Source organism: Desulfitobacterium dichloroeliminans LMG P-21439 (assembly GCF_000243135.2).
Classification (GTDB): domain Bacteria; phylum Bacillota; class Desulfitobacteriia; order Desulfitobacteriales; family Desulfitobacteriaceae; genus Desulfitobacterium; species Desulfitobacterium dichloroeliminans.
Genome location: NC_019903.1, coordinates 943834 through 958088, shown reverse-complemented (window position 1 = coordinate 958088; position 14255 = coordinate 943834). Strand labels below are relative to the sequence as shown.

9 protein-coding genes are annotated in these 14255 nt (G+C 46.3%); 2 read left to right on the top strand and 7 right to left on the bottom strand.

Features of this window, described 5'->3' with window-relative positions; all coding sequences use genetic code 11:
• The first annotated feature begins 59 nt into the window (after nucleotides 1-59).
• Complete coding sequence (locus DESDI_RS04415; RefSeq protein WP_015261436.1) at nucleotides 60-515, top strand: MarR family winged helix-turn-helix transcriptional regulator; 456 nt, start codon at nucleotides 60-62, stop codon at nucleotides 513-515.
• 200 nt (nucleotides 516-715) lie between these two features.
• On the opposite strand, the gene DESDI_RS04410 is transcribed toward DESDI_RS04415, so the two are convergent.
• The 6 genes from DESDI_RS04410 to DESDI_RS04385 all read right to left on the bottom strand — a co-directional run bounded on the left by DESDI_RS04410 (nucleotide 716) and on the right by DESDI_RS04385 (nucleotide 8857).
• Nucleotides 716-1621, bottom strand: coding sequence for a uroporphyrinogen decarboxylase family protein (locus tag DESDI_RS04410; RefSeq protein WP_015261435.1), 906 nt, complete (start codon nucleotides 1619-1621; stop codon nucleotides 716-718).
• A gap of 69 nt (nucleotides 1622-1690) precedes the next feature.
• Nucleotides 1691-3097, bottom strand: coding sequence for a peptidoglycan DD-metalloendopeptidase family protein (locus DESDI_RS04405; RefSeq protein WP_015261434.1), 1407 nt, complete (start codon nucleotides 3095-3097; stop codon nucleotides 1691-1693).
• A 139-nt stretch (nucleotides 3098-3236) separates the two neighbouring features.
• On the bottom strand, nucleotides 3237-4784 hold the full coding sequence (gene pckA, locus DESDI_RS04400; RefSeq protein WP_015261433.1) for a phosphoenolpyruvate carboxykinase (ATP): 1548 nt from the start codon (nucleotides 4782-4784) through the stop codon (nucleotides 3237-3239).
• 357 nt (nucleotides 4785-5141) lie between these two features.
• Complete coding sequence (locus DESDI_RS04395) at nucleotides 5142-7493, bottom strand: hydratase (RefSeq protein ID WP_015261432.1); 2352 nt, start codon at nucleotides 7491-7493, stop codon at nucleotides 5142-5144.
• Between the two features lie 130 nt (nucleotides 7494-7623).
• Nucleotides 7624-8244, bottom strand: a complete 621-nt coding sequence (locus DESDI_RS04390) for a fumarylacetoacetate hydrolase family protein (RefSeq protein WP_015261431.1) — start codon at nucleotides 8242-8244, stop codon at nucleotides 7624-7626.
• Nucleotides 8245-8521: 277 nt separating this feature from the next.
• Nucleotides 8522-8857, bottom strand: a complete 336-nt coding sequence (locus DESDI_RS04385) for a hypothetical protein (RefSeq protein WP_015261430.1) — start codon at nucleotides 8855-8857, stop codon at nucleotides 8522-8524.
• A 330-nt stretch (nucleotides 8858-9187) separates the two neighbouring features.
• Here DESDI_RS04385 and DESDI_RS04380 point away from each other — a divergent pair, with 330 nt between their 5' ends.
• Nucleotides 9188-10342 (top strand): GHKL domain-containing protein, encoded by a 1155-nt coding sequence (locus DESDI_RS04380; protein ID WP_172635883.1) that lies wholly within the window; start codon nucleotides 9188-9190, stop codon nucleotides 10340-10342.
• Between the two features lie 126 nt (nucleotides 10343-10468).
• Here the strand turns inward: DESDI_RS04380 and DESDI_RS17235 are convergent, their stop codons facing one another.
• A complete protein-coding gene (locus DESDI_RS17235) occupies nucleotides 10469-14203 on the bottom strand; it encodes a cell wall-binding repeat-containing protein (RefSeq protein ID WP_015261428.1) in 3735 nt (1244 codons plus the stop codon).
• Nucleotides 14204-14255 lie beyond the last annotated feature (52 nt).

Genomic DNA, 14255 nt, shown 5'->3' with positions numbered 1-14255 from the left:
CTATGCAACAAAAAAGAAGTATGATAGAGAAAAAAGGAACAAATCGCGAGGTAACACATATGCCAACATTTCAAGAATATACTTCACGATCTTTTGGGCATAAAGTGAACAAGTCGGCACGGCTCATGTCACAAAGAATGGCCCATCTATTTAAAGAAAACGGTTATAATATCTCCATAGAGCAATGGCGACTTCTTCTCTATTTGTGGCGCGAAGATGGCGTAACGCAAAACTACTTGGCAGATACCACAAGTAAAGATGAACCCAGCGTTTCTAGAATTATCAATACCATGGAAAAAAATAATCTAGTTATTAGAACCAGACATCCTCATGACCGTCGCACGAACCTTATCTATCTCACAGAATCCGGAAGGGACCTGCGGGATGGCTTGATGACTATCGGAGCAAGAATGAACAAAGATATAACCGAGGGTATAGATCCTGATGAGTTATCTGTTTGCGTTAAAGTATTAGAAAAGGTATTAGACAATTGCAATAAGCTGTTAGAAAATTGATTGCTCTTTGTTATTCAACTCTATAAGCACATAGATAAGCATATATTAAGAATACGAAGAAGAAGAGAGTTAGTATAAGGAATATTGCCTTATACTAACTCTCTTCTTTAGTATTATGGACATGCTATGGAACCGACTTGCTATGAAGACTGACTCACTGAGAGGATTGATGCTATGAGGATTGGCAAGCTGTGCTCAACCTACCGGCAAGCTAGCGTATCTGCATAGCGATAAACCTCTAAAACCTCCGTGGCCTCAAGACCAGAATCAAGGATACCTGCACTGGTGCCAAATATATAACGGCCAGGTCTGGCAGCTTCTATGAGTTCATCCACCTTATTGCTTCCTCCTGCGCTAAACCACGCCAAGCTGTACCCGCCCATCAGACAAAAATCATCGCCCACAGCTTCACGAACCTTCCTCAAATCCATGACGGACTCTAACGAATGGAGGCCGTTAAAGCCCATCTCCTTTATATCCTGAAGAATGAGCTGGAGATTTCCGTCAGAATGAAAAAATATCGGTATCTCTCTGCCAGTAAATGCTCGAGCGCTCTGCACCAGTTCTGCACGTAATTCTTTAAGATAAGGAAAAAAACGTTCTCTCATCGTCCGGGGAGATACATACAGCCCCTGATTATAGGCTATATCGTCTGCAATTAAAATACCATGTGCTCCGGAAGCTATAGCGGCTCGCCCCAACTCTAGACTTCGCCTGAGCGACCCTTGAACCAAGCTGTCCATCTTATCCTCATCCTTGACGATATCCATTAAAAACTCAGTAAAATCGGGATAGCCATGCCCTACTCCCTGAAAAGGTCCATCGATTAAAGCAAAGGTGAAAAAATCACTTTCCTCACCCCAACGTCTTAATTCTGCCCAAGGGCCGTCTTGGCTGTCGGTATCCGCCATAAAAACAAGCGCATCGAGCCCTAATAATTCAGACGCTTTTACGCGATCCTCGAAATCAATCCGCTTCAAACTTTGGTGAGAAGTCACTTTCAGAAGTTTGGTGATCAAGCCATCTTCGATATGAAACTCCCCCTTGGGAAGTTTATCTACTGCTTGCCCATAAATCGTGGCTAAGACTCTTTCAATCTTCGTCATATTCCCTCCAGGCGTCAACGGTCTAGGATAAAAAAGTCCAGGCAAAGTAAACTTCACCTGAACTTTTGCTTAACGTACGTAATCTCTTGGGTTGACAGTGTCCCCATTGACGATAACCTCAAAATGCAAATGGGATCCAGTCGATCGTCCTGTGGAGCCAACCAATCCGATGGTTTCTCCCTGAGACACAGATTGTCCCACTGAAACCAATAATTTTGAAGAATGGGCATAGCGAGTCTGAACACCATTACCATGATCGAGCACGATGCAATTACCATAGTTCCCTTGCCAACCTGCACTGATAACGGTTCCTGCCGCCGCAGCTACATAGGATTCGCCAGCCGGACCGGCATAGTCAATTCCTGTGTGGAATTCTCCACCCCGATATCCATAATAAGAAGATGTACTTCCCCCATAAGGCCTTACTAAGCCCGGCACGGAACCGCTACCCCGGGAAGCGCTTGCTACCTGCACGCGTTTCGGTCCTTTCGCGACCACCTGGGATACTGCCTCTTTTGTTACTTTCTCATCAACAATCGCTTTAGAGACCACTTTGTCATTTTTTTGCACATAAGAATATGTAACGACTTTTTCCCCATCAGCTCCAGCTTTAGTTACCTTAGAGGTACCGCTAGCCAACTTGGCATCAACCTTTGTCACCACATCAAAAGGAATGGTTTCCGTATCGGTCTTCGTTCCTTCAAAAACTACCGTAAGATAGGGTGTAATTTTCTCAATCATTATCTTTTCCCCAGGCTTTATCACCGTATCCAGTGTTGTTCCAGGGTTCGCGGCCAGTACCTCCACAGTTTTGAGATTGTTCTTACGGGCGATAAGCCACCAAGAATCGTTTTCTTCTACGACGTACTCTTCTTTTTGGATATTCCCCTCTTCAAGCTTAGCAAAGGCTGCTTCGGCTGTAGTGATTTGTTCAGGTAATACTTCTACATCCTTTATCTCTATCTCTTCATCAAAAGAGACATTCTCAACGACGTTCTTTTCATCCTCGTGAACGTAGATTCCTTGATAAGTTTTTATCAGTTCATCGACATCCTTTTGATCCGCTAGATTAAAAAGGGAGTTACCCGCAATGTTAACTTGAACGGCCTCGATATAAAGGGATAGTTTTTCTTTGAGATCCGCCTTGGATAAGGCGGTAAATTGATTATTAATCCGCGCAGGGTTGTATTCAATTTGATCATGGGTCTTGGCAGTTTCGCCAAAAGCAGCACCCTCTTCAGCGAGGATTTGCTCTACAAGCTCTTCGCCGGTTTTAACATTTTCCACGACACCAACGGTTTCTCCATTGACAACAACATAAGCCGCGGAAGCTGTGGAGCTTAGATAAAAGCCGCCTCCACCTAGGACTAATAATGCTGTTAACGCTCCACCAATCACTTTCGGGGATTTCCACGGTAGTTTATTTAAAGACTGAAGCCAAATCTTCGATTCTGTAATAATCTTCACAGGCTGCATCGCTTACCTCCTAAATCACAAACAACTTCGCTCATTATACAGGATGGATGTGAAGATTTTGTGAAAAAATATCAGATTTTTTATGATTCTCATAAAAAAAATTTATTTCCATAAATCTCGGCAAAAATGGGTTTATTTCTCACGCGCCGGCTTGCGGTCCTGCCGCGCGTATTTCAGCTGTGATCTGCCCAAACTGTTCAAAGTTCTTTCTGAAACGCTGGGCCAACTCTTTGGCATTATGGTCATATGCTTCTTTATCCTGCCAAGTGAGCCTTGGCTTTAACACATCATTAGGAACCCCAGCCACATGATTGGGAATCAAGACTCCAAAGTTAGGGTCTGCTGTAAATTCGGCCTCCGCCAAGGAGCCGTTGAGTGCTGCTGTAATCATCGCTCGGGTATATTTTAAGTTGATCCGCTTACCTACTCCATAGGCACCACCGGACCAGCCGGTATTCACCAGATAAACTTGTGTCCCATAGTTATCAATTCTTTCACCCAGCATCTCCGCATAAACCTGGGGTGCTAAAGGCAGAAAGGGTGCCCCAAAGCATGTAGAGAAGGTTGCTTGAGGTTCTGTAATTCCCCGTTCGGTACCTGCCAATTTGGAGGTGTAGCCGGATAGAAAATGATACATTGCCTGTTCCTTGGTCAATTTGGCAATTGGAGGCAATACCCCAAAAGCATCCGCCGTGAGGAACACAATAACCTGGGGCTGTCCTCCCACTCCAGGGATAACCGAGCCTTCGATATAATCAATCGGATAGGCCGCCCGGGTGTTCTCGGTTAGAGACGCATCGCAGTAATCCGCCACTTTTTCATGTGAATCCAATATTACATTTTCCAGTACAGTTCCATATTTAATCGCATTCCAAATCTGGGGTTCTTTTTCTTGAGAAAGGTTAATGCATTTGGCATAGCAGCCTCCCTCAAAATTGAAGACTCCGTTTTTGGACCAACCATGCTCATCATCCCCGATTAAATACCGCTCAGGGTCAGCAGATAGCGTCGTTTTACCAGTTCCGGATAAGCCAAAAAAGAGAGCCACATCCCCATCTTTACCGATATTAGCCGAGCAATGCATGGGTACAACTTCCCGTAAAGGCAAAAAGTAATTCATAACACTAAAGATAGATTTTTTCATTTCTCCGGCATAATGAGTACCGCCAATCAATACGACACGTTTCTCAAAGGAGCAAATGATAAAAGCTTCGGAGTGGGTCCCATGAACTTCCGAGTTAGCTTTGAAGCCAGGGACAGCGTATATGGTGAATTGAGCTTGATGATTTTGCAATTCCTCTTGGGTGGGACGAATAAAAAGCTGATGAACAAAGAGATTTTGCCAAGCAAATTCATTGATGACGCGAATCGGCAACCGATATTCTTCATCTGCTCCGGCAAAGCCATCAAAAATGAATAGCTCCTCCTTCGTTTCCGCATAGGCTTTCACTTCATCATAGAGACGTTCAAAATTCTCCTGAGAAATCGGACGATTCACCGAGCCCCAGTCGATTTGATCATGAACAGAAGGTTCATCGACAATGAATTTATCTAAAGGGGAACGACCCGTATATTTCCCCGTACTGACATGAAATGCACCGGTTGAAGAAAGAACACCTTCACCGCGTTTAAGGGCACTATTCACTAGTTCTGAAACCTCTAAATTATGATGAATTGTTTGATCCATGATAATGTTACTCCTTTTTCAGTGATAAAATATACAAAATACATTGCGTTTTCAACACACATTCAACATTATAACAGCTGTTACGCAGATTTGGCACCCATATTTTTATATTCTTAAAAAAACTATGTCCAAAACTATGCCCGACCCGCAAGATGACCTCAACAAAAACGCCGGGAATCCTCTCCTGAGGTTCCCAGCGTTTTATTTAAGCCATATATTTGTTTGTTTTTATATTTTTTAGTTTTTGGTTTTTCTATTATTAGGCTCTTGGGGGTATTGATTGTAGTTGTCTCCGTCACTTGTTAACTTGTCTTTGTTACTTGTCTTTGACTACTCTTTATTCTCGTCTCGGAGGTTCTAGTTTGCTGCATAGTAATTGATCAAGCTACCCTTGAGGATAATTTCGCGCTCGTCTTGGGTCAGAGGATTGAGCTGAAGCTTCATCTCTTTAACCCCTGCTGCAGTTACCAGCTGCCCGGTGATGAATTCGTCCTCATTCAAGATACTTTGACGAATCCCGGGAATGAAAATATAGTCATCCACTTGGAATGTAATATCCGCATCATAGTCCCAAGTAAAGGGTAGCATGCCCCAGTTGATCAGATTGCTGCGATACCGCTTCGTGGCGTACTCTTGAGCGATATTGGCCATGCCACCTAAAACCCTCTGACAGGATGCCGCCTGTTCCCGTGCGGAGCCATCACCAGGTTTTACGGCATAAATCACCGTACCGATTCCCGTGTTCGCCAGTGCGTTTTCCACATTCCCAAGGGCTGGGTCAGCCTGAAGCATTTTCTCTGCTGTCGCGCGCAATTCCCCCGTTATGCCGCTAAGGTCTTTTTGCCCAGACTGAATACCTTGACGTTCTTTCTCCAAGGCATGAACCGCTTTAGCACGGGATACATAGAGTGGTTCCTTTCGAGATAGGGTGAATTCGGCAAGTCGTAACGGGTTAGAACGGTAAGAAGAGGTTTCCCCAGACGGAATTAACTCATCCGTGGTGGTCACCGGATCATGGACGACCGCGGCAAACTTTAAGAGAACATTCTCAGGGAGGGTAATCATCTTCGGCCAATCTGCGATATTGGGCCCAAACTTCAACTCCGTCTCGGGCTTCGCCTGACCAAAGCCTTGGTATACCCTTTTGGCATAGATATCGGCATTAAATTCATAATCGGCGTCTGCTGGTGTATACTCAATCTCCGTAGCCGGAGTGAGCCGACCGCCATTAATTACGGTGGCGGCTATCGAACGAGCGTCCATCAAGGCAACCGAAGAAATCTGAAGATCACCCGGTTTAGAACCCTCTCGGTTGGGGAAGTTCCGTGTGGTATGGCGAATGCTCAATTGACCATTGGCCGGTACATCCCCCGCTCCAAAGCAAGGACCACAGAAGGCAGTCTTGATTAGTGCTCCTGCTTGCATAAGCTTGCCGATGGCACCTCTCTTGATGAGCTCGTAGTAAATAGGCTGGCTGGCAGGATAGACGCTGAAGGAAAGATAATCACTGCCCACGGATTGGCTATCGACAATAGTAGCTACATCCATGATGTTTTGATAGCTACCACCGGCACAGCCGGCAACGATCGCTTGATCTACAAACAGTCGACCGTTTTTGATGCGATCCGTAAGATTGAAATTGATTTTAGGATTAGCCAGTTGTTTTCTTCCCTCTTCTTCCACCTGCTTGAGGATATCATAAGGGTTTTGGTTGAGCTCCTCAATCGTAAAGGCGTTGCTGGGATGGAAGGGCATAGCAATCATCGGTTTAATTTTGCTTAAATCCACATGGACCATGCCGTCATAATAAGCCACATTCCCCGGCTCAACTTTGGCATATGCTTCGCCACGGCCATGGATCTCCATATACTTCTTAACCTGATCATCGGTCACCCAAATGGAGCTTAAGCAAGTGGTCTCTGTGGTCATAACATCGATGCCGCTTCGGAAGTCCACCGATAAGTTCGCAATTCCGGGGCCCACAAACTCCATGACTTTATTTTTGACAAAGCCATTGTTGAAGACGGCCCGAATAATGGCTAAGGCCACATCTTGAGGTCCCACCCCAGGCTGTGGTTTACCTTCCAGATAGATGGCGACCACCCCAGGATATTTAATATCATAGGTCTTTTGCAAGAGTTGTTTGACGAGTTCCGGTCCCCCTTCGCCCACGCCCATGGTACCAAAGGCTCCGTAACGGGTATGGCTATCTGAGCCAAGCAGCATTTTGCCACCACCGGTCATCATTTCTCGCATATATTGATGAATCACTGCTTGATGGGCCGGAACAAAGATTCCGCCATATTTTTGAGCTGCTGAGAGACCAAACACATGATCATCCTCATTGATGGTTCCCCCGACCGCCGATAAGCTATTATGACAGTTGGTCAGAACATAAGGAATGGGGAATTCCTTTAAGCCACTAGCCCGAGCGGTTTGGACAATCCCTACATAGGTAATATCATGAGATGTCAAGGCATCGAAGCGAATCTTCAAGTGCTCCATAGTGCCGGAAGTATTGTGCCGGGATAAGATTTGATAAGCCATCGTATTTTGTTGGGCACTTTGACGATCTAGGATTACTTCTTGAGGAAGTTGATCCGGTTGAACGGGTTGCCCTGCCAGATCGCAAAGCACATTTGTATCCTTAACCTCCAAGGCTTGCTTCCCTTGAATAAGGAATATACCATTATTAATTAGACGTACCATGTTCATCCTCCATACTCTAAGGTTTTTTACGATTCTTCCTCTACCGAGGGATGGTTTAAATTTACCGAGAATTTTACATTCTATCAACCTTTTTACACCATGTATACAATATTTAATAGTTTTTTAGAAATTAGAAACCGATTTGGCACTCACCAACTTTAGTGTCTTGCCATTTGAGGATTAAATGATCCCCATCCTGTATTTTCCCGACCCCTGCCGGAGTTCCCGTGAAGATAACATCCCCGGCTCCGAGTCCAAATTCCTTGGCGACATATTCTAAGATCTCAGGAATGTCGAAAATCATATCTTTTATATTCCCATGCTGGACTTCTTGCCCATTCTTCAGCAGAGCGAAATCATATTCCTTGATAGCCTCAAGACCGGCAAACGGCATCCACGGAGAACAAAGAGCAGAATTGGGAAACCCTTTAGCAGGCAACCAAGGATAACCTTTCTTTTTCAGTTCTTCTTGCAATTCTCTTAGGGTGAAGTCCACCCCAATTGAAATCTTATCAATCAGTTCATCGGCGCTCATTCCTTCTTCGTAGTCTTGGTCGAGATGGATGACGAGCTCCACTTCATAATGCACAGCCCCTTTGTCGGTCGGCATTTTAATGATCTGCCCCTTAGCCTCCGTATAAGCATGAGTTGGTTTGGTAAAAATCAACGGGGCTTCCGGCACCGCATTATTTAACTCTTCTGCATGCAATCGGTAGTTGCGACCCACGCAGTAAATATTTCGAAGCGACATGTTTTCCCTCATTTCCCTCATTTACTTATCTTATTATAACCTAGATGTCCACCACGATGCCACAATACGACAGAGAAGTCTCGGCTCAAGTGAGTATGAATGGGTGACAATGCACAGGCCTGTCCCAAATACGAAGGCGCCTTCGTATTTGGGACAGGCCTATATATACGCTTAGTAGAACAGGAGCACAGTATCTACTTTTTCCAGCTAGATAATGCGCACCTAGGCACGCACAGTACAAAAAGGTCACCCTTTTAGTATCAACATGAAGGGCGAGTCAGCCTTTCTTTTGGGAACTTTCTTTGTCAGACATCCCGAAAAAACCCATGCAGAATCCAGGAATGCGGTTCCAAGGCTTCCTTAAAGTTTGGTTATAGAGCCTTACCGACTGGATATATATATCTTGACTACGCAGGAGAATACTCTGGGCATCTAATTCGTCCAGCTCATCTTTAGCTTGTAAATACTTCTTTCGGCAGACGATGAGCTGACTTGCGGCACTTTGAACTGTAGATTGTTTAGCCAGCAACTTTTCGCGCACTACCCAAAACCATAAAATCATAAAAGCTGTGGTGCTGATTCCTGCGACTAAAGTGAGGATTATTGTCGCCAAGCCACATCCCTTCTTTCTACCTTCCCTAACTGTCTTAATTAATTTATAACCTATCGATATACCTTCTAGTCAAAAAATATTAAATTAGGTAGACTTTCGTGCTATACTTGTTCTGTTCTCCCAATAAATCTTCGTGATTATCTAATAATTTCTCTAAAATGAAGCAAAGTATATAGAGCTGTGTGAGGGTAATTTGATATGCTATCATTTTCTATCATTAATTACTGCTTCGTCTTGATATATGGACTGATAATGTCTTTATCCTTTGCCAATGTTTCGATTAGAAGATACTTAAAAAGTGTTATTTTTATAGCCCTGAGCTTTTTGATAGTGCAATTAAGTGTCCATCTGCTTTTGGGTACAGATTTTTTATATAAATCTTATCCCTTTTTTACCCATATCCCCTTGATTATACTCTTGGTAATCTATTACAAGAAACCTATCAACATCGCCTTAGTTTCTGTGTTGACTGCTTATTTACTATGCACACCACGGAAATGGATCGGTACAGTAGTTTCGTCCTTTTGGGGATATAACAGCGATATCTCTTATTTGGTACAAATCTTGATCACGATCCCTTTGTTGATCTTAATTATAAAAGCAGCAGCACCGATTATTATTGGTTTGAAGCAAGAAGATCATCGAGTTGTTTCCTTATTTATATATGTGCCTCTGACTTATTATGTAATCGAATATGGTATCACAGTATACAGTGACTTGTTATATAGTGGTGGACCTGCGGTGGTTGAATTCTTAGATACCGCCATTGCTATTGTTTACTTCATATTCTCCATCATGTATTTAAAAATATCCAAGCAGAAACGGGACATGGCACTTGAGAATGCTAACCTACAGCTACTTTTCAAACAATCCGAATTGGAAATGTCTGCCCTCAAAGAAGCCCAGAAAGCAGTAGCCATTTACCGGCATGATATGCGTCATCATCTTTCCCTAATCAGGGGTTATCTTACCGATGGTGAACAGCAGCAAGCCTTAGACTATATTCAGCTTACTCAAGCGGATATTGAAGAGATGACACCCCACCGCTACTCGAAGAACAACACTGTCAATCTTATTCTTTCTTCCTTCGCGGTCAAAGCAAAGACCCACGGTGTCAAATTCTCGGTGAAGGCTAACTTGCCGCCGAGCCTTCCATTTCTCGAAACTGAGCTTTGCGCTTTGCTATCCAACGGGCTTGAAAATGCCATGAGTGCTGCGGCACTAGTAACCGATCCCGCGTATAGAATGGTGCGCGCTAACTGCCAAACTCATAAGGGTAACTTGCTTATCCTCATAGAGAATAGCTATGCCGGCCAATTAATATTGGAGAACGGTCTGCCCCAAAGGCCAGGCAAGGACTCCGAGCACGGCTTCGGCACCAAAAGTATCATGATGATCACCGATAAACACCAAGGCTACTGCTCCTTTGCAGCTAAGAATGCTATTTTTACTCTTAAAATTGTGCTGCCCTTAGGCAATAGTTAAACTTCTCTTCCTTGAAATCCGCTCTTTTATTGTGTTGGCTAGCGTGCCGCTCTGGGTTATTTACAACCTCTTGGCGGCACGCTTTTTTGTGTTAATCAGCAAATAGTTACCTTCTACTTCTACCGGCTATTGCTGGGCTTTAATACTAATTTCCTTTTTCACTACCTCAGAAAGTGCACCTTCACCTCCTAAGACATAGATCTTTTGGAGCTGCCGCTCTTGTAAAAAAGCACTTAGCTCCGTACGGAGAGAGGATTCATTCACCAGGAAGAGGGGCATTCTTTCTTTGCCGGCCAGTGCTGCTCCAGCCAGTGCATCGGCATAGCTTTCCCCTGTTGCAAAAGCCGCTTTGGTATATAGCTTTGCTGAGTTGTTTGTACTGGCATTGCTTTGATCTGCCACGCCATAGTTCTCAAAGTATTGGGCTATGGCCAGACTGGTTTGATAACGATCACTGCCACTGAGGCGAGTGATTTTTATCTTTAGCTGGTTTTCAAGAGTATCTCCCACAGCTTCGGCTATGACCCCTGAGCCACCCACCAGGATAACCTCCTCAATGCCCCAATCTCGTAAAGCTTGAGCCGTCTTTTCCTGCAAAGCTTCTTTTCCGGTAAAGAGAATCGGCAGTGCGTACTGAGCCGCAAAAGGTGCGATACTCAAGGCATCGGGATAATCTAGACCCGTTGCCAGGATGACTGTTTTTGATGTGTTATAGTTAGCGGTGTTTGCCTTATCGGACTGGATCAACTCTCCCATCTTTACGGCAGTTTCATAGCGATTCACACCATAGATACGTTGAGTAGTATAGTTTTGAGCCAACTGGTCCTCCACTGCTAGAGCGATCACTCCCGAACCACCCAGAATATAAATGTTTTTAGCTTGCAGACGCTGAATCTCCCGTAATGTCTCCGGACTTAAGCTGTCTTTAGCTGTCAGGAGAACCGGAGCATCCTTCACCCCAGCCAGGGTCGCTGCCACCAAAGCATCAGGATAATCCTCACCACTGGCTAAGACAACATTATTAGCCGTTTTCCAACCCTGACGGCTGATGGCCGCCGCAGTCTCATAGCGATTGGCCCCACTGAGTCTTTGGGCCGGAATACCTTTTTGAGCCATTAGATAGAAGTTGCATAGGTGGTCGGTGGTGACGCTAAAGGCATTGTTTTCCCAGTCAAAGGTTCCGACCAGAGTCGTAATGCCCCCGTCACCACCCTCCTTATAAACCACTAGTGTACTGGGATCGATGCTCTGGATTTCTTCTTCCGTCAGCTGGAAGGTTAAAGTGATCTTCCCCTTTAGCTGGGTAATATTATTGGTCTGTCCGTCTTTCTCGGTAGCAAAGGTAATGTTGTAGCCTTTGCGAAGGCCCTGTTGGTCGGGATAGGTCAGATAGAAGGAATTAAGGGTATTTGATTCTTTGATTTCCGAGGCTTTGATCACAAGGGCTTCACCCTCGGCGCGGGGGATATCCTGCGGCTGGGCAGTAATTTGCAGGCCGTTTTCCACTTGAATGGCCTGGTTGCCGCTGATCATCTCCGTAAGCTGAGTAGGGGTAAAGGTAAAGATTCCGGCGGTTGGGGTTGGGGTTGGGGCCGGGACAGAACCGCCACCGCCTCCGCCGTCTGATGATGGCCGGGCAGCGATGGTGATGCTCAGCTCTTGTGTATCATCCGGACTTACTCCGTTTGTGGCTTTAACCGTGAAGGTCACGCTTCCGCTGGTCGTGGGTGTGCCGCTGATCGTGCCGGTGCCTGCGGCCAGGGTCAAACCTGCCGGCAAACTACTGCTGTCCAGCGACCAGGTAATCGACGTACTCCCTGTGGCAGCAAGCGTCTGTGAATACGCTGTTCCCACTGTGCCCCCCGGTAGGTTGGTGGTGGTGATACTCGGAGCTACCAGTGCTGAACCCACATACACCGCCGCCGTTTTGCTGGATGGGGTAAAAGCAAAGCCTGTTTTAGCAACCGCTACGGTTACATTGGCGCTGTCGGCAACGGTAATGTCGGAAATCGCCAGTTTATACACGCCGTTTGTCTCTGTGGCACTTAAGGCACCTTTGGTTGCACCAGTCAGGGTGATATCCCCGGCTGCAAGTCCTGTTACGCTGCTGTCAAAGGTAAGAGTCAGCTCGGTTGTTGTGGTGGTATTTGCTACCCCGTTGGCAGTCAGACCGTTGAAGGCAATCTCCACAATCTCCCTGATCAGCTTTCCGTTTGCGGTCGTATAGGCTGTCGCAATACCTGGAAGGGTAACCGAATTCCCCTCTTCCCAGGTACCGGGAACATAGACGGTAGCAAGGAGCGTGCAGTTTAAAAAAACATCACCAACCTCTAACATATTAGGCCGTGTGTTTCCCAGAAAGCTTACAGCGGTCAGACCACTGCAGCCTTCGAAAGCATATGGATCAATAATGGTCACACCGGCCGGTATGGTCAGGGTGCCGGTCAGGTTGCTGCAGCCTTGAAATGCTTCAGGACCAATGGTCGTAAGCTGACTGCCTGGAGCAAAGCTCAGGCCGTTGAGACCACTGCAGCCATTAAAGGCATAAACACTGATAGTGGTCACACCGGCGGGTATGGTCAGATTGCCGGTAAAACCGCTGCAGTTCGTGAAGGCTCTAACACCAATAGTGGTCACACTGGCGGGTAGGTTCAGGGTGCCGGTAAGACCACTGCAGCCGTCGAAGGCTGCAACACCAATAGTGGTCACGCTGGCGGGTAGGTTCAGGGTGCCGGTAAGACCACTGCAGCCGTCGAAGGCTGCAACACCAATAGTGGTCACGCTGGCGGGTAGGTTCAGGGTGCCATTAAGCTGGGTGCAGTTAGTGAAGGCATTATTACCGATGGCAGTAACGTCGTAGGTCTTGCCATCTTTTACAACAGTAGGGGGAATGATTAGCTGACCTGCGGTATCTGGCGCAATTGCACTATTCATACCATCACCGATCTGCACCTTTCCGAAAGTGCCTTCGCCCGCAGGCACCTCTATAATTTTATAGGTGCAGGGAACAGCTGCAGCGCCCACTGTAATATTGGCGGTGAACACATCGCCGACTACTAAGGCATGAGCCGAATCTATCGTGATATTTCCTGCTGCCATATTACCGGCGCGGTCAACAACGTTGGCCGCTGTAATGACAAAATCTGCGGCGATGGTTGCCGCACTGGCGCCGCCGTTATTCAGGGTCGCGCTTACGCCGTCGCCTGCCGGGGACATGGTTAAATCGCTCGCTGCAATTCCGGTGATCCAGTTTGCTCCTGCGGCTGTGTTTGCTTTGATTTGGTTAAAGATGGCCGTCCAGGAACCAATGGCTAGCGGGCCTCCCACGGCTGTCAGGGTGACGCTTCCACCTGCCGGAATGGTGTTCTGGGCTGATATGGTAATTGCGCTCGGGGCAATTCCGTCAATAACGATGTCCTTGTTGGCCCCGAGAGAACCTGGTGCCCCGGGATCCGGCAAGGTTAGAATTGCATCTGTTGCTCCCGCTATAATGGTTCCTCCGTTTAACTTCAGCGAATCTGTGGCCTTATAGTCAAGGTCCTCCGCGCTGTCTCCGGCCTGAACCGTGTAAATGAAGGTTAAGGTATTTGTGCCGCCTCTGAAACCATAGCTTGCAGTCCGGTCCGTTGTTACGGTCTCCAGCCCCAACCGTGGTGTACCGGTTACGGTAACCGCGCTGCTGAAGGTTACGGTTATGGCTATCGTGTCTCCTTGCTTATAGGAACCGTTTGTAGTTGTAGCACTTACACTTGTTACTGTTGGTGGTGACGGTGGTTCGCCCTCCCCAAACACCTCAGCCGGCACCATGGTAAGCACCATACAGAGCACCAGCAGTATACTGAGAATTCGTTTCTTAAGCAATGCAATTCCTCCTCTTATGCTTATTTGCATTTTCTATCTTGTTCGGTTTTTC